We start from the raw sequence: 17,135 nt of genomic DNA, 5'->3' as shown, positions 1-17,135 counted from the left end.
ATAGTAGGTTGGTCTTCTGCGACATTGTTGGAGATACAGGAGTTAAAAAAAAGCGTCTCGACTCGGCCTTAGCATTAGTTTATTCTTTCACCTGAGATACCCATTTCGGAGCACGATCAATAGCCTGTCTAAGGTATAAATTCAATTGTGCAACATGATGCTGAATATGCCGCATATTATACAATAGAATCTCAAGGAAAGAAAAGTTTTTAGATTCGTTGATCCAACGGGCATTCATTCTGCTCGGTGTGAGTTCTCTTATATGCTTTCTAGCTTTCTGTCTACAGTGCTCCAAATACGCAAGAATTTCTGATCTGGTATATGTCCTGTCCGGTTTTTTGCCCGTCGGATCAAATTCTGAAAATGTAAACGGTTTTGGTGGCTCAAATTTATTGGGTTCTACAGATAAATAATAATCTGTCCAAAAGAGACAGTGAAAAGACAGGTACCAAAAATCTAATGCGGTGTCCCAATATTCATCGGGGCACATATGGATCGCGTTTTCGAGCATGTCTAAACTAGCTCCAAACTGGCTCCAAAGTGCGTCTTTTATCATAATTGAATCTTGCATAGTTGACTTTTTACTCGGCGCCGCGATTGTTTCTTGGAGAATTATTGTAATTCTCTATATCAGTATAAGCCTCACCTAAATCCTGTCCTAAGCGTTTTTTTAAATGGGGGTTTACAGACAAATCCAATTTACCCAAAAAACTTAGATAAATGGCATTTTGAACCCGTTTATCAACTAAAGGCAAATTCTTAGTTAAAAAAACTACCATAGCATCAAACTTATCCCCGTCATTTTTAGCTATCGCTTGCTGTATAAATCGTTTAAAACGGCCCATTTGAAAGGTAATAGAATCTCTGTGATCTTCATCTAAAAGTTCTTCTTCCAAACTCGGAAACAATTGAATCAACTCTTTAATAAACAAATCTTGGTCTTTCATAATTATTATTTTGTAACAATTTCTTTATTCCCTCCCCCCTAAGATCGAAAAATCTTGAATACTAAGATTTATATTTTTTTAAAAAGCAAACAGCTGATCTATAATGTTTTAAAATATTTAATTCGTTACCTTAAATTTAGAAACGCGAATCGAATATTTCTGTCTAATCAATACCTCTGTATAACCATCGGAGCTATCTTTCGCCTCATCATTCAAATTACGGATACATGCATCCAAACAATCAATGGCTTTCGCAAATTCCGCTTATCGGTTTGAGTCATCTTCATATCCCTGAAATATTTACTCAAAACGCTTGGCATTCGGGATAAATAACCATATTTTCTCAATAAGGCGAATAACACCACTAGGTAGTCTGTAAAACTTTCCATATTTTAGTTTTCCATAGAAAACAGATATAAAGCAATTGCCACAATGACCCTAGAAACTTTTTTTTCATCTGAATTGATTCTTGAAAGCGATACAATTCTATTGCGCCCTTTGACCATGAATGACATAGATTGCATTGAGTCCATAAGTTATAGTAAAGAATTGGGGGAATTTGGAGCAAGAGTCATGAACAGAAATAATTTAATAGATTATTTTAACTTCTGTCTTGATGCGAAAAAAGCAAAAGAGCTGTATCCGTTGATAATCGTATGTAAGGAAAATACTATTCCAATCGGAATAACGATGTTTGGAAATATTAGTTTTCAGCATAAAAGGCTGGAAATAGGCTGGACATGGATTGGCGAGAAATTTCAGGGAACAGGCGTTAACGCAAACTGCAAAAAAATTCTTCTTGATTATTGTTTTAATAATTTAGAGCTAAGAAGAATCGAATTTAAAATAGATATTAATAATCTGAAATCACAAAAGGCAATAGAAAAGATCGGAGCTGTTAAAGAGGGGCTTTTAAGAAATTACAACCTCCAATCGTATGGAGAAAGCAAAGGAACCTATGTTTATAGTATCCTTAAAGAAGAGTGGAAAAGCAAATAAACAAAAAAAATAGCCATAACTGATCGATTTAAAACGAATTGCATTGGACAGAACAACACATATAATCACTATTAAGTCAATTGACCAAATTCCGACAGTAGATGAAATTAAGTCCATTTCAAGAGAGATGGCCTTAAAGCTTATTTTTGAAGGAAAGACAAATAAACAGCGAGAACAAGTCGGAAAATATCTCGAACATGCACTTTCAGGTTTCCAAGTTTTGACCCATACGGTCGAACCAGAACTAAACATTGTAAAACTTATTACAGATCAAGAGATTGAAGACCAACAGGACTTTTTTGAACAGTGTGCGAAAGATTACAGGAAACTTGGTGAGCAATTAGTATTTATATTGGTCGACAAACTTGACTTAAACTTAAACCAGGATTTTCCACTTGATACATTTAACGAGTTAAAACGAGACGATCGACAGATAGGAACAGTTGCTGAATGGAAGTATTTCGTCCATGGTTTTCACTGTGGTTTTCAACATTTGACAACGGGACAATGTATTGAGGTTCCTCTTGCCTTCGGACTCGAGTTTGGAGATTTAGATCCATATTTTTTAATGAAGTTTATCCTGTCTTCACCAGACTATAGGCCTCTGCCAATTCCCCTATTTGGCGAATATGCGGACGGATTAAGAATAATAAAAAAAATGACCGCATTAGGAAAATTTGAAGAGATCCCTTCTAATGTCCCTGGCCACACTGGCGTTGTTGTCACAGATAGAAAAAAAGTTGAGATTAAATCCGACCTGGATTTAAAAAAAATATTCGGAAAGCATATTGAGGAAATTAAGAAGAAATCCAAATTCAACCTTTGGAAATTTCTTGGTATAAAAAGATGAGCTGGCTTCCTTTATCAAGGGGCATGATAAGCAAGGATAAGCGCTCAATAGAAAAATCGAACTGATTTCCTTATCAGATGAATTCAGCGACAAAGTCGAATGCACAAGCTGTGAAATCACTTATACCGATAAATCCAACATCACAAAAACAGTGAAGCATACAACAGGAAAATGGGAATACAAAATCGAACTGAAACTATCGATCAAGACATCCTTAAGTTCGCAACAGACAATTAATGCCTATATCTAAAAAATAAAGAGACGGTATTTGGTGACGTCGGCTAAATTTATATCATTTATAAATGAGTCCTTATAATCTATCCGGAACCTCTGGTAGTACTAATATTATTTTATTAGAATATTAGATCATTCATACCAATAGTCTAATTGAAAAAACTAATCAAATTGATGTGTTTTAAATGGATTAAATTCATTGGGTATGTCTTCAGAAATTATGGAATATAACTTCCAAAAATTCGAACTATACACATTAGTATCATAATACAAAGAGTCACCGATAAATATTTGGGTTCGACTATAACCATTCCCGGCTTCAATTACAGGCTTATTATTTTTTTTCAACCTACTTATAAATTCACCACCAGCTTTAACAGTAAACGCTATGCTATCCGAAACACCACCTATGACAAAGCTATTATCGCCCTTTTCAATTAACCGCCCGGATTGAGCGGTAGCGTGACCTGAATGATCAACATAAAGTCGAATAAAAGTATTTCCTATTCTATAATCAATTCGTGATTTTTCAAGGGCAGCCTTTTGAAAACAACCGCTAACAAAAAACACCAGTATGATTAACAAAAGAATCTTTTTCATCGTCCTGTTTGATAATTTTTATAATAATTTACTTTAGGTTTCAATCCCTGTTATCATGCCACAATAACTTTAAAATTCATCTAGAACTGACCTTTCCCGCAAAACAGGGCATTTTAAAAGTAGAGAATTTGTCTTGAATTTCTAATTAGATGTCAGATTCTCTTTGAATCTTTCATCAGTTTGGGCTTGTATTATAATATAAAAAAGCAAAGAAAGCTATTTCAATCTTAATATCAGTGTATCTATTCTAGGTTTCATTTGCACGGTATTAATAATCCTTAGCTCCAGTGATGTATCTGACAACAAATAAGATACTAGGGAATCGTACCTTTCGTAGTTTTCAAGGATATCCTCTTTGTTGTTTTTAAATTTCCTAACTTGAATATAATCAAGCATTGTAGCATTTGATGGGACATGATACACCCTCAATTTATAATCCTGTTTAGGAACATCAAACTCTGCTAGACGTTTTACCTCACTGTCAAATAGTGAGAATGTTGACATTTTATAAATGACGAAAGCAGCTGCAACAAGTACAATTGCCCATAGAATAAAACCTAACCTATTTCTTCTTTTCATAATACCTCACCCCTGCTTTAATCTACCTTTGACCCCTTGGATCATCTCCATAAGGAGCAACTAAGTTTTTTTGAACAACTACACCGCATTTTGCCCTTGAATCGTACTGTCTTCCAAGATTTCTTTGTAGTCTATCTGACCTATTCCTTATTCGAAGAATTCTATTTTTTGCACGCTATTGAACAAAAACTTTACGCTAACTTCAAAATATCTTGCCGATTTATTTTTATCCATTACCTCTACTCCGACTAACACGGTAAAACTCGGATTTCCAAATGGCATAAAAGGCGTGAAACGATAGCTATTTATTAGGACCATTTTCACTCCTATTTACATGGATCAGACACAAAAATCAACTATTGATTTTTATAAAACTTAAAGCTTCCTATTTCAGTCCTTGTTGAATCGCTTACATTAAACAAAGTAAGATTAATTGAATCACTTGTTCCAACGTCATCCAAAATCAAAGCCCCGTTTCCACTTCCAAAAACATCGCCCTTGGAATTATACATTTTCCAAAGTAAACCATAATCCTCTATTTTGTATTTTGGATTTTCATTGATGGATAACACAATTTGATTAGAATCAAAAATTTCCTTATAATGTTTACCATGCTTTATAGAATTTTTCCATGCTTTTTCGACCCATATTTCTTTAATTAACCTGCTATCATGATTTGTGGGCCGTCCGATTGATACCAGCACTTTTGATTTTGCAGATTCTTGTATAGCATGTGAAGCTTGAGGATCTACGATATTAGTCTCAAAGTCGCATCTCACAAATAAAAATGTTAGAAATAGCATCACAAAACATCTATTTATCATTTCTTCTAAATATTAAAGATCTCGGTAAATCAGTATTCACTTTTTGACGTCTTCCCAAAAAACTGGAGCATTTAAAAGTAGAGAATTTGTGCTTGAATTACTAATTTTAAAAGGTGGAAAACCAATAAAAAAATCAAGGTTTTCCGAAGCACAGATAGACTTTGCGATCAAACAGTCTGAGACGGGTACGCGTGTGGAAGAGGTCGGCAGGCTTAAAGGAAAACATGTCTAAATTCGGGGAGAGGTCAGTGGCAGATTTGTTACTATTGTTTTTTATTGCATATATTTAGCTGTTGAACAATTGGCTCATTTTATTTCTTTAACATCATCTACATATAGTTGAGTGACAACATTTGATGACATATTTAAATCTTACTTTGTACAGTTATGCACTTTTGCATATCCTTTCGTTAAGTCGGAGGAGATTGCTAAGGATATTGTACATGATGCTTATATGGTTTTCATCGACAATCCACTATTACTGGAAAAAGATCCTTTGGTGCAAAAAAGTTACCTCTACACAACCGTAAAGAATCTGTCCATGAACCACCAAAGAAAAAATCGACTGGAAGAGAAATACACCAACTCATTGGGGAATTATGACTTAGCTGATGTCGACCTTATGAAAGGTCTCATCGAATCTGAAGTAATTGGTACATTGCACAGAGAATTAGATGCACTGCCTGAAAGATGTCAACATGTTTGCCGTTTGATATACATGGAGGGTAAAAAATATGAAGAAGTTGCTTCTGAAATGCAGATTTCGATTAATACCGTTAAATCCCAAAGAATACTTGCGCTCCGGATCTTAAGAAAAAAATTAACATCATTCTTCCTTTTCACATCAATTATTACACTCATTTTGAGTTATTTAGTAATTTTTTAAAAAAAATTAAACTTTTCACCCACCCTTTTTACAGTCTCAAGTTACTTAGTTTTAAATTATGATAGAATCTGATAAAATATTATTGGCAGAATTGGTTGCGCTCAAAGCGAAGGGCACATTGCTTTCTCCACGGCAACTAGAAGACTGGAATAGATTAGTCAACAGATATCCTGAAGCAGAATCTTTAATCACCTCGCTCTTTGAAAAAGGAGAAATTCAGACCCCATTTGATATTAGACATATTGATACAGATCATGAACTCAACAAGTTTACAGCTAAACTAAACCGCAATAGATCCAATGTAAGAAATATAGTTTTCGCCCGTTATGCCGCCGCAGCTATTGTTGTATTCTTATTGGCTGGAGCATTATGGACCTGGAATCAAAAAAACAGGAAACCAGACTATATTGTTGCTGACACAAAATTTGGACAAAAAAACGATGTACTGCCCGGTGTACCTTATGCTGAACTTGCTATTGGAAATCAAAATAGGATTGAATTAAAAAACGACGCTAAATACACAGAACTCATATCAGCTGCAAAAGATAACGAAACCCACATCTTATCGGTCCCTAAAAGATCGACCTATACCATTACTTTAAGCGACGGAACTAAAGTATGGGTCAATCCGGATTCGAAATTATCCTATCTGGCACATTTCAGCAAAAATGAACGGAGAATAAAATTAGAAGGTGAAGCATTCTTCGAAGTAGCAAAAGATCCCTCCCGTCCATTTATCGTAGAAACACATGGAATGGATATTCAGGCCGTGGGAACAGCATTTAACGTAAAATCTTACGACGCCGAACCGAAGGTGCAGCTTACGGAAGGAAAAATTAAGGTAAGAAAAAATGGGCAAGAAATCGAAATTTCAGCAGGAAATGAAGTACTATCGAAACATGGCCAACTGGAAACTTCCAAGCTTGATAATCCCGAAGAAGCTACAGCCTGGAAAGATGGCTTCTTCTCCTTCGACGGTAAGAGTGTCGCACAGATTCTCGACGAACTGACCAGATGGTACGGAATAGATGTCGTTTATAACGGTACACTTAGTCAAAAACGATATGAGGGAGGAATAAATAAAAATTCATCATTGGCACAGGTCTGTAGTGCGCTTAACGACCTCACCGACTATAGCTTCAAAATAGAAGGCAACAAATTATTAATCGAAAACAAAAAATAACCAAAACATTTAAAACCAAAAAGTTATGATTTAAACTTACACAGATTACTTTTCAAAAAAAGCAGGAGTATTGGCGTACCCCTGCAAAGTCTATGAATTAAAAATTATTGCAAACCATTAATTCTCTACCAATTTATGAATAAATTTTTTTATTCAAAAGCCTTTTTATGCCCTAAAAACAAGGAAAGGCTATTGAACAACTTCATCAAGATGAAATTAACAGGATTTATACTTGCTGCATCAAGCTTAGGAGTATACGCATCCACTTCAGCTCAAGTAACTGTAAATGTAAATAATGCAAAAGTTGAAGGCGTCCTAAAGAACATCACTGGGCAAACCGGTGTACGCTTTATCTATGAGGAAGGTCTTCTGAAAAACTTGAGGACAAGTGTAGTGCTCAAAAATGCACCGCTTGAAGTCTCACTAAATAAGATCTTTTCGAATAGCAAATACAGCTATATTGTCCACGGTACTACCGTAGTCATTAAAAGCAATGGCAACAACAATGTCGTTATTGCTCAACAAGAACTAACTTTAAAGGGTGTCGTCCACGATAGTGAAGGGAAGCCACTCGCCAATGTAACAATAGCTGAAATTGGCAGCAATCGCAATACACAGACGGATTCCGACGGAAAGTTCACGCTGAGAGTCTCCAGCACCTTATCAAAAGTTCGAATCAATATTGTGGGATATGATACCCAAACAATTGCTTATTCAAATTCGCCTGTGTCGGTCGTAATGACCACAACTTCAAATCAAATGGATGAAGTTGTGGTAGTCGGTTTTGGAAAGCAAAAAAAGGAATCTGTTGTTGGGGCAATATCTTCGGTATCAGCCAAGGACCTTAAAGTACCGACGTCTACTTTAAGTAATGCTTTTGCTGGTCGTGTAGCGGGTATTATCGCCGTACAGCGTGGAGCTGAACCCGGTGCAGACGGATCGAACTTTTGGGTACGTGGGATATCGACTTTTGCAGGACCAAGCAATCCATTGATTTTTATTGATGGAATAGAATCTTCTATCACCGACATGAACAATCTTCCACCGGAAGCAATAGATAATTTCTCATTACTAAAAGACGCCTCAGCGACAGCACTATACGGTGCACGGGGTGCCAATGGTGTTTTAATGATTACAACAAAACGTGGTGGTGACTTTGATAAAGCAAGAGTAAATTTTAGAATTGAAAACACCTTTGCCTCGCCTACTCGCCCTGTCAAATTTTCTAACGCTGTAGATTACATGAATGCATTTAATTATGCATTAAGCAACAGAGGATTGGCACCACGTTTTTCGGACGAAAAAATAACGAATACCCAAAATCATCTTGATCCGATAGCTTATCCGGATGTGGACTGGTATTCTACCTTATTTAAAGATATGTCCATGAATCAATATGCCAACTTCAATGTTGCCGGTGGAGGAAAAAAAGCAGATTATTTCGTAAGTGCCAACTTCAACAACGATAATGGTTTCTTGAAGAAAGATCCATTTAACAGTTTCGACAACAATATTAAAATTAGAAAGTATAATTTGATTGCAAACGTTGGTGTGAGTTTATCAAACACAACAAAAGCAGTTATACGTGTCAATTCCAGACTGGATGACTACAATGGTTCGGCAGTGACGTCAGGAGAATTATATAGCCGCTTGTTTCTGGCTCCCCCAGCACTATTTGCACCTGTATTGCCTCCCAATGCAGGCGCTACTGACCACATCATGTTCGGGAACTTAAATGGCGGCCCCATTCCATCCGGTACGGGTAATAACATCTATTACAATCCCTATGCAAATATGGTCAGCGGATACCGTTCCTCTTTCACAGCTACGAATATGGGAGCCATTGAGCTCAACCAAGATATGAAATTCCTATTGGATGGGTTAAATATTAAGGGGCTTTTATCATTCACGAACGTTTCGAAATCTAATAATCTTAGAACTAGTTCTCCATTTTATTATGAAGTCAGTGACTTTAAGGAAACCGATGGTAAGTACGACTATACTTACCGGAATGTTACAAGAGGAACAACTGCGTTGTCAACTAGTTTAAGTTCAGAAGGAGACAGACTGATGAACATCAACTTTGTTGTTGATTATGCGAAACAGTTTAAAGAACACAAAGTGGGTGCGATGCTGGCTTATTTAAGTCGCGATTACAGCCCAAATAATCCTTCAAGCTTCGTCGCTTCCTTACCAACGAGAAATCAAGGAATTGCAGGTCGATTGACCTACGGATACAAAGACACTTATTTCTTCGAGGGAAATTTCGGATACAATGGATCCGAAGCCTTTGCAGAAGGAAAGCGCTTTGGATTTTTCCCTTCATTGGCAGCCGGATATATGATCTCAAATGAACGTTTTTGGGAACCATTAAAAGCAACGATAAACAGTTTGAAATTCCGTGGATCATGGGGTATCGTCGGAAATGCCAGCGTCTATAACAGCAGCGGTGCTGCAGTTAGGTTTCCTTACCTAGAGGAGGTTAACCTCAACGGTGCCAGTTATACCTTCGGAAACAACTGGCAGACGACACAGTCTGGCGCTGTTATTTCCAAGCTAGGCTATCCCGGCGCAACTTGGGAAAAAGGAACAAAAATAAATGCCGGTTTGGATCTATCCATGTTTAACGATAAGCTATCGTTAACAGCAGACTGGTTTACCGAAACAAGAAGTAATATTTTTATGCAGCGTCAGGTCGTACCTGCCGAAGTCGGAGTTGTTGGGCTAACCCCATATGCTAATATCGGTAAGGTAAAAAGCAGTGGTGTAGATGGTAACTTAAGTTACCAACAACAATTGACACCAGATCTATATGTTAATCTTCGCGGTACTTTCACATACTCCAAAAATAAACTGCTAGACAGGGATGAACCTGCTCAATTATTCTCCTATCAATCCGCTATAGGAAGGCCATTAAACGTAGAGTATGGTTACACAGCAATTGGATATTACCAGGATGATGCTGATATCGCCAATAGTCCCGAAAATACGCTGAGTAAAGATCTTAAACCAGGAGACATCAAGTATATGGATCTAAACAATGATGGCAAAATTGATGCATTCGACAAATCCTATATCGGCAATCCTACGGTACCCCAGATTGTTTATGGATTTGGAGCGTCGGCAAAATATAAAAAGGTGGATTTCTCCTTATTTTTCCAAGGTACAGCAAAAGTAAGTTTGTTTGTATCGGGAATACATCCTTTCAGCCCTGAAAGCTCAGCCTTACTGCAATACATTGCAGACGATTACTGGACCGAAAGCAATACCCCTGCTATGTACCCTCGTATGATTACCAATGTCGCTTACCATAGTAACTTTGAAACCTCTACCCATTGGATGCGCGATGCGAGTTTTATACGTTTAAAAAATGCGGAGATTGGTTTTACACACAAATTTGCGCGGATTTTTGTCGCGGGCCAAAATCTGTTAACCTTCTCCAAATTTAAATACTGGGATGTCGAATTAGGTGGTGGAAATGGTTTGAGATATCCAAACAACCGTATTGTCTCAGTTGGTGCCCAATTTAACTTTTAATGGAATTATGAAAAAGAAATTTTTAATCTATATAACCGCGTTCACATTAACACTAGGATCTTGTAAGTACATGGACATTGTCCCTGATGCCACACCTAATATGAATGATGCATTTAAAAACGAATCCACAGCGGAAGGATTTTTATATACCTGTTATTCCTTTATCCCACGCTATAATGATGCAAGAACTAATTTTTCATGGATCATGTCCAATGAAACCGCAGCATCTTATCATTGGGGATCACAATATTTCACCTTTTTACAGATACAACAAGCGCAGTATAGCGCCGACAATCCTGTATTGGATATATGGCAAAACTGTTATAAGGGAATCAGACAATGTTATCTTTTCCTTGATAACGTAGATAAAACTAAGCCTATTACCATTTCTGCAGAAGAACTGGAGGCAAAGAAAAAGGTCTGGCGTGCCGAAGCCAAATACTTGATTGCATACTTTCATTATGTACTGTTACAAAACTATGGTCCTATTGTTTTAGTGGACAAGCTTATACCTACAGATGCAACGGGAACAGAATTTTTTAAACCCAGAAGTCCGTACGACGAATGTGTGACCTTTATTGCTAATAAATTTGATGAAGCTTCGGCAGACCTGCCCAATACCATTGTAAATAATGGAGATCTAGGCCGGGTGACCAGGATAGCCGCTCAGTCGTTGAAATCACGCATGTTTCTGTATGCTGCAAGTCCATTGTTTAATGGCAATGTTGATTACGCTAACTTTAAAAACCCCGATGGCAAACAGCTCACAGCGCAATCATATGACAAAGAAAAATGGAAAAAAGCTTTAGACGAAACTAAAAAAGCTATAGATCAAGCAGAGGGTGCAGGGTATAAATTATATGAATATAATAAAACGGCAGTAACCGATCCATTTAAAAAAGCTGTACTCAATACACGCTGGCAAATGGTCGATCCATGGAACTCCGAACTAATATGGGGCTATTCAGGCTATAAAGAAGACAATAATGCACAGTATTCTTTTCAAACGCTTGCTGTTCCTCGTGGATGGCGTTCGGGAAGTCCTGTCGGAGGTGTTGGAGCTACATTGGATGCCGTAGAGCTTTTCTATTCTAAAAACGGTGTTCCAACGGATAAGGATCCTACGTATAACTATTCGAATAGATTTACCATCGCCAATGGTGATTCTACCATACAATTTCACCGCAACCGCGAGCCACGTTTCTATGCCTACATCGGGTTTGACCGAGGAGAATATGAAATCAATGATCAGACCCGTATCCTTAAATTGAGAGCCGGAGAATTAAACGGTACCACCTTAACGAACGGTACGCCGAATTTAAATGTGGACCATCTCTATACGGGATATGCTATCAAAAAGGGAATTCATCCGAGCACAAACGTTGCTACTAACGCATTTACAGTGACTGCATACCCCTTTCCGATTATCCGTTTAGGGGAGCTGTATTTAAACTATGCTGAGGCTTATGCCAATTACTATGGGACATTGGATGCAACAGCGCTAGGCTATCTCAATAAAATCAGAACACGCGCCGGAATTCCTGGCCTCGAAGTTTCCTATGGAGGTCTACCGACAGGAGCAGTTTTGATTGAAGCAATCCATCGAGAAAGGTTAATTGAATTTATGTTTGAAGGCCACTCCTTATACGATAGGAAACGGTGGAAGACGGCTGTTTCTGACTATTCGGCCGACCGACAAGGGATGAAAGGGCTTACTTCAGTGGGGAAGACAGCTACAGACTTTTACAAACCTATAACATTGAGTGGCCGCCCCCTAATCTTCGAAGCGAAACAATATTTGGTTCCAATCAATGTAAATTACATCAAAATCAATCCAAATCTGGTACAAAACCCAGGTTGGTAATCTTTAAACACCGGGGGTAGTCAAAAGGCTACCCCTCCTTAAACCACTAAAACTTTTTATTATGAGAAATTTAATTTTTAACATCCAAAAGATGTTCTGGTTTTCTATGCTCTTATTTTTGGGGCATGTTCCAAACCAATTTCCCTTACCAATGTAGAGCCAACAGATCTAGTGGCAGATACAATTTTAGCTTCCGATTACGCCTACAATCTAAACGTTATCTATTTTGTACCGAACAACATTACGCCAAACGCCGACTATGAACAACGATTAAGCAAAATCATGATCGAAGGACAGAATTTTTACAAACAGTGGATGAACTATTGGGGATTTGGTGAAACAACTTTCGGCCTTCTGAAAAATAGCTCCAATACGAAAATTAAAATCCACACGATACATGGACCAGGAAATTCAAGTGATTATTCGACAGATGCACCAATAAAAGCACTGGTAGATGCTTATTTTCAACAGAATCCACAAGAAAAAACAAGTGATCATTATCTAATCATCACAGCTTCCAATAAAAAGTATGACCAAGGCGAAACCGACGATCATCCTATCCCATATTATGGCGTTGGTCGATGGTGCTATGCGGTAGATTATCCAGGTTTAAAATATGAAAATCTTGGAACTCCTGGACTCGTCGGGGATAAAGCGACAATTTATATTGGTGGCTTGCTCCATGAAATGGGGCATGGAATTAATTTGCCGCACAATGGTCCTAGTGCATCGCAAAAAAACAATCCACAATTTGGAATGACGCTAATGGGCAGTGGAAACTATACCTATGGCAAATCACCAACTTTCCTGAGCTTCTACGATGCTGCAACATTAAACAATTGCCAGGTATTCAGTAAAGTAAACAAAACATTTTATGGTGCTGTGACAACAACAATCAATTCCATTCTAGCGAAAGTGGAAAATAATGAAATCGTCGTATCCGGTACCTACACATCCTCAGTACCTGCAAAACATATCACCTTTAGGAATATCCTAGACACCGACGCTGCAGGTTATCAATCCGTTACCTTCACGACATTGCCCAATGGCAACAATAGCTTTAGTGTGCGCATGCCAGTTTCGGAATTTAACGTTAAAGGAAACATGAAATATACCTTGCAGATATTCTTTCATCATGAAAATGGAACCAATACCTGGAACAACTATGCCTATAAATTTGTAAATGATCAACCAATAGTAGATTTTGGAGATCGCGACCTACTTTCACGTACAGGCTGGTCCATTGTGGGAGTTTCATCTGAACAGAGCGGCTATGCTGCAGCCAATGTTTTAGATGGCAACAAAAATTCTTACTGGCACACGTCTTGGTCAAATGCGACCCCACATCCCCATTTTATTGCTGTAAAAACGGGCGCAAATGCTGTGACGGCAGCGGGTTTAGCAATAGACACAAGACTTGATAATACTGGAAATGGCGGAAAAATTAAAGATTTTAAAATTGAAATCAGTAACGACGGAGCCAATTGGACTCAGGCGTATACAGGCACAATGGTTATCAATGGAAGACAGTATTTCACCTTTGACAGCCCAAAAACTTTCCAATATTTTAAAATAACGTCTTTCAATGATTATGAAGGCAAAACATTCGCAACCTTAGCCGAAGTCAATTTGTATTAATTGCTATCATAGTATCTCTCATAAATTAAAACACCGGTCATGCCTAAATTCGATAACCTAGCGCAATATATTTTGAATAAAAAGTATATCAGAATGAAAGAAAATTCGGATTTAGGCATTCGGATTTTCTATTTAAAACGTAAACCTATATTAATACTGGATGAGATCGAAAACAAATTATGCTTTTATAGTAACAGGCCGCAAACATGGCAAAACACTAAAACTATCACAGAAGCAGCATTTGAAATTGAATGGACTAACTGTAGATATCTCAAAGAATATGAATGGCGTGGACTGAAAATTGAGGAACGAAACGTATCCGTAATTGAAAAATTGATCGATGAATTTTACTTTACTACGGCATAAAAATCTTTAAAAAATAACAGATAAATATTTAGCTCATACTAATAATACCTAATTCATCTTTGAGATCCATCTTTTGCTTCCATTCGTCTTCCTCGTTACAATTTGTATTTTCTAAATCCCCCCCTTTTATTGCTGCCTTAAGCGTTATGTATTCATATATAGGAAAGTTACCTACTTCCCATCTTTTCTTATAGCCAACAAAGCCAAATTCTGCTAGCATTTTCTCCAGTGATTGATAAATTGCATCGAACAATTTTTCTGTTTCAATATCTTCTTGAATCAGCACCTCTTTATACGATACATTAGAAGGTGACATTTGTTCAATTTTGATATTGATGCATGAATCAATTGAATCCATACTTATAGTCCAATTATAATTAACAAAATCGTCCTCCCAGAGTACATTGGTAGAATGAGGAAAATACTTTGTATCTTTTTCTCTTACGATTTCATAGATAAAGAAAAACTTATTTAATAGCTCCTGGAATATATCGCCATAAGCTGAGCTATGCCCTATTTTAAATCGCTTTGTATTGGATGAAATCTCGGATACAAGATAGCCTAAGGTTTCGATTTTAAATTTGATCTCCATTTATTTACAATAGTAATTGTTCACAGCGAATTTTTCTTCAGTTTCGAAATAAATATCGTCATAAATATACTGCGCAAGTACCCTGCGCACCTTTAGTGTATATTTGTTTAGTTTTAGCTGTTTTATATCCAGCTAAAATACCTAACAACAGTAAAACGAGGATTAACAATTATAGTATATGACACTTGAAGAATTAACACTTGAAATTTATGCGGAAAGGGTATTGACGTATTTTGAGAGTAAACACTTGGTTGTCTGGGCCGTCAATGCGTTAACCTTGGGATATGAGAGTGATAACCTTTATATATTAGCTGGTTTGGATAACGCATCTACGGAAGAACGCGAAATCTATTTTTGGAAATCAATTGCTGATCTAAAATTAAATATAGAGAAAAGCGAAGAGGATTTAATGGGAAACTATGCCTTAACAATCGCAAAAAAAGCGATCAGAAAAGAGGTCAGTATAGAATATGCTTTCAGCCAAATGCAGAAAATTGTATGTGCGAGCGGATACAACTACAGGTATATCGCCTTTTATGAAATTGACGAGGATCTGGACTATTTGAACTATAACAACTCAACCATTTACAATCCAGGGCTTACGCTTGAGAATTTAAAAGAATTCATCTTGGAGGAAATGAAAATCTTCGTCGAAATGGAAGGCTTAAATATCTCCCGCGAACAACGTGACAAATGCTATTGCGAGACCTGTAAAAACCTTACTAGCCCAGTAACGAAAAATAAATTTCAACTTAAAAAACCATTTAGATATACAGTTATGGCTTGTGAGATATGTGGTTCGGAAAAGCTTAAATACAACAGTAGCCATGATGTTAAGCGGAAAATAATAGAACAGTCAAAAAAGAATACCTAGAATTGATCATTGGATTTGGATATGGAAATTTCTTTTGGCAAATGATTTCCCGATTGGTTTTAGATAACCTTCGGAAATTAAAATTTCCAGGTCAAGTTGATAGACTATTTTACAAAGAAAATTAGCCCGATCTTTTTATAAAAAGATCGGGCTAATTTAATATTAAAAGATTTTGATTTATTGGACCTTTTTAATCAAAGGGAAAATAGTGCTTTCAACATGCGCTTTTTCGATCAGACGACGTAATTCCGTTACTTTTTTGGGATTATCGGCAGCAATGTTATTTTGCTCTTTTGGATCTTGCTTAAGATCTTACAGACCTAAAAAGATAAGTTTTGATGTTTTCAATTTCCATTAACTTATCTTCCAATAGCCACAATTTCATGAAAATTTCCGAAATAATATCCTCAACTGGAACTGGTGACTTAATATTTGCATGGCCAAAGTCATATAAATCGGGGTAATTTTTTTTAAATAAAGTTTTAAATGCAAGCTGGTCTCGATCGAATACAATTGCATACCGCAATTTAGTCCATAAAAAGGGATCTTGATTCAACTTTTGCATTTAAATAAAAATATGAAATGGTCTATGGGAAATAAAGATATCAATTTTTGCAACAATATAAGAATGTCATTATCCAAATTCTCCGATCTCTTTAATGCTTAATTTGGCCCATAGCGTTAAAATTGGTTCGACAAATTTATAGCAGGGCCGGCTCATATTGGATGTCATGTATGCCATCAAAAAGACCATAAGATACCTTAGCTGTAATAACACGGATTTCATTAAACTTGTTCTTTACTTTAAGATTTAAATAAATCTGAAGAGGATCATGAAGCTTCGTAAGGGCGAACATATAGCCAAAAGTAGTGCTATATAGTTTCGCAAAATTACCGATAGACATTGACGGTAGTACCTGATAGGATATTAACTCGAATTTATGCTGCTCTAAATCAAAATCTATATATTCATCAACTGCAATCCGAATCATTTTCTTCCGTAAAAAAATGCAATAGATGGCCAAGATATATAATAAAATAAAGACAAAAATGATCGAAGTTCCCATATTTTAAATTAGATTTCCGAGACGAAAGATAATACTTTTCCATGAATAGAATGGTACCTGACTGATGCCATGCTCAGGGCAGATGTCTGATACCT

General features: G+C 36.8%; 17 protein-coding genes and 1 pseudogene. 10 read left to right on the top strand and 8 right to left on the bottom strand.

What is annotated here, in order from left to right:
- Positions 1–79: 79 nt before the first annotated feature.
- Both A9970_RS22460 and A9970_RS22455 read right to left on the bottom strand, forming a co-directional pair.
- The gene (locus A9970_RS22460) at positions 80–571 is read right to left on the bottom strand and encodes a DinB family protein (protein ID WP_182983787.1); all 492 of its coding nucleotides are present in this window, start codon (positions 569–571) and stop codon (positions 80–82) included.
- 10 nt (positions 572–581) lie between these two features.
- On the bottom strand, positions 582–947 hold the full coding sequence (locus A9970_RS22455; RefSeq protein WP_182983786.1) for a hypothetical protein: 366 nt from the start codon (positions 945–947) through the stop codon (positions 582–584).
- A 432-nt stretch (positions 948–1,379) separates the two neighbouring features.
- Here A9970_RS22455 and A9970_RS22450 point away from each other — a divergent pair, with 432 nt between their 5' ends.
- Together A9970_RS22450 and A9970_RS22445 are read left to right on the top strand one after the other, a co-directional pair.
- Positions 1,380–1,946 carry a GNAT family N-acetyltransferase gene (locus A9970_RS22450; RefSeq protein ID WP_182983785.1) on the top strand — a complete coding sequence of 189 codons (567 nt, stop codon included), beginning with the start codon at positions 1,380–1,382 and terminating at the stop codon, positions 1,944–1,946.
- Positions 1,947–1,989: 43 nt separating this feature from the next.
- Positions 1,990–2,796 (top strand): DUF6896 domain-containing protein, encoded by an 807-nt coding sequence (locus tag A9970_RS22445; protein WP_182983784.1) that lies wholly within the window; start codon positions 1,990–1,992, stop codon positions 2,794–2,796.
- 396 nt (positions 2,797–3,192) lie between these two features.
- On the opposite strand, the gene A9970_RS22440 is transcribed toward A9970_RS22445, so the two are convergent.
- The 3 genes from A9970_RS22440 to A9970_RS22430 form a co-directional block, all read right to left on the bottom strand.
- Positions 3,193–3,630, bottom strand: coding sequence for a membrane lipoprotein lipid attachment site-containing protein (locus A9970_RS22440; protein WP_182983783.1), 438 nt, complete (start codon positions 3,628–3,630; stop codon positions 3,193–3,195).
- 216 nt (positions 3,631–3,846) lie between these two features.
- Complete coding sequence (locus A9970_RS22435; RefSeq protein ID WP_182983782.1) at positions 3,847–4,209, bottom strand: hypothetical protein; 363 nt, start codon at positions 4,207–4,209, stop codon at positions 3,847–3,849.
- Positions 4,210–4,565: 356 nt separating this feature from the next.
- Positions 4,566–5,015: a hypothetical protein gene (locus tag A9970_RS22430; RefSeq protein ID WP_182983781.1), complete on the bottom strand. Its 450-nt coding sequence runs from the start codon at positions 5,013–5,015 to the stop codon at positions 4,566–4,568.
- A gap of 142 nt (positions 5,016–5,157) precedes the next feature.
- Here A9970_RS22430 and A9970_RS22425 point away from each other — a divergent pair.
- From A9970_RS22425 to A9970_RS22395, 7 genes and pseudogenes are all read left to right on the top strand, one after another.
- Positions 5,158–5,253, top strand: a pseudogene (locus tag A9970_RS22425) (transposase); the annotation flags it as partial.
- 123 nt (positions 5,254–5,376) lie between these two features.
- Positions 5,377–5,919: a sigma-70 family RNA polymerase sigma factor gene (locus A9970_RS22420; protein ID WP_182983780.1), complete on the top strand. Its 543-nt coding sequence runs from the start codon at positions 5,377–5,379 to the stop codon at positions 5,917–5,919.
- A 58-nt stretch (positions 5,920–5,977) separates the two neighbouring features.
- Complete coding sequence (locus tag A9970_RS22415; RefSeq protein WP_182983779.1) at positions 5,978–7,102, top strand: FecR family protein; 1,125 nt, start codon at positions 5,978–5,980, stop codon at positions 7,100–7,102.
- A gap of 210 nt (positions 7,103–7,312) precedes the next feature.
- Positions 7,313–10,639, top strand: coding sequence for a SusC/RagA family TonB-linked outer membrane protein (locus tag A9970_RS22410; protein ID WP_220801678.1), 3,327 nt, complete (start codon positions 7,313–7,315; stop codon positions 10,637–10,639).
- A gap of 7 nt (positions 10,640–10,646) precedes the next feature.
- The gene (locus A9970_RS22405) at positions 10,647–12,503 is read left to right on the top strand and encodes a RagB/SusD family nutrient uptake outer membrane protein (protein ID WP_182983777.1); all 1,857 of its coding nucleotides are present in this window, start codon (positions 10,647–10,649) and stop codon (positions 12,501–12,503) included.
- Between the two features lie 171 nt (positions 12,504–12,674).
- Positions 12,675–14,141, top strand: a complete 1,467-nt coding sequence (locus tag A9970_RS28960; protein ID WP_182983776.1) for a discoidin domain-containing protein — start codon at positions 12,675–12,677, stop codon at positions 14,139–14,141.
- A 39-nt stretch (positions 14,142–14,180) separates the two neighbouring features.
- Positions 14,181–14,507, top strand: coding sequence for a hypothetical protein (locus A9970_RS22395; protein WP_182983775.1), 327 nt, complete (start codon positions 14,181–14,183; stop codon positions 14,505–14,507).
- A gap of 28 nt (positions 14,508–14,535) precedes the next feature.
- Here A9970_RS22395 and A9970_RS22390 read toward each other — a convergent pair whose 3' ends face one another.
- Positions 14,536–15,099 carry a hypothetical protein gene (locus A9970_RS22390; RefSeq protein ID WP_182983774.1) on the bottom strand — a complete coding sequence of 188 codons (564 nt, stop codon included), beginning with the start codon at positions 15,097–15,099 and terminating at the stop codon, positions 14,536–14,538.
- 178 nt (positions 15,100–15,277) lie between these two features.
- On the opposite strand from A9970_RS22390, the gene A9970_RS22385 reads away from it, so the two are divergent.
- Positions 15,278–15,973 (top strand): hypothetical protein, encoded by a 696-nt coding sequence (locus A9970_RS22385; protein ID WP_182983773.1) that lies wholly within the window; start codon positions 15,278–15,280, stop codon positions 15,971–15,973.
- 304 nt (positions 15,974–16,277) lie between these two features.
- Here the strand turns inward: A9970_RS22385 and A9970_RS29095 are convergent, their stop codons facing one another.
- On the bottom strand, positions 16,278–16,538 hold the full coding sequence (locus tag A9970_RS29095) for a sigma factor (RefSeq protein ID WP_182983772.1): 261 nt from the start codon (positions 16,536–16,538) through the stop codon (positions 16,278–16,280).
- Positions 16,539–16,674: 136 nt separating this feature from the next.
- The gene (locus tag A9970_RS22375; RefSeq protein WP_182983771.1) at positions 16,675–17,040 is read right to left on the bottom strand and encodes a hypothetical protein; all 366 of its coding nucleotides are present in this window, start codon (positions 17,038–17,040) and stop codon (positions 16,675–16,677) included.
- Positions 17,041–17,135: the final 95 nt, after the last annotated feature.

It is taken from the genome of Sphingobacterium sp. UME9 (assembly GCF_014170215.1).
Lineage (GTDB): Bacteria > Bacteroidota > Bacteroidia > Sphingobacteriales > Sphingobacteriaceae > Sphingobacterium > Sphingobacterium paramultivorum.
This window is presented reverse-complemented; position numbering and strand designations above follow the sequence as displayed.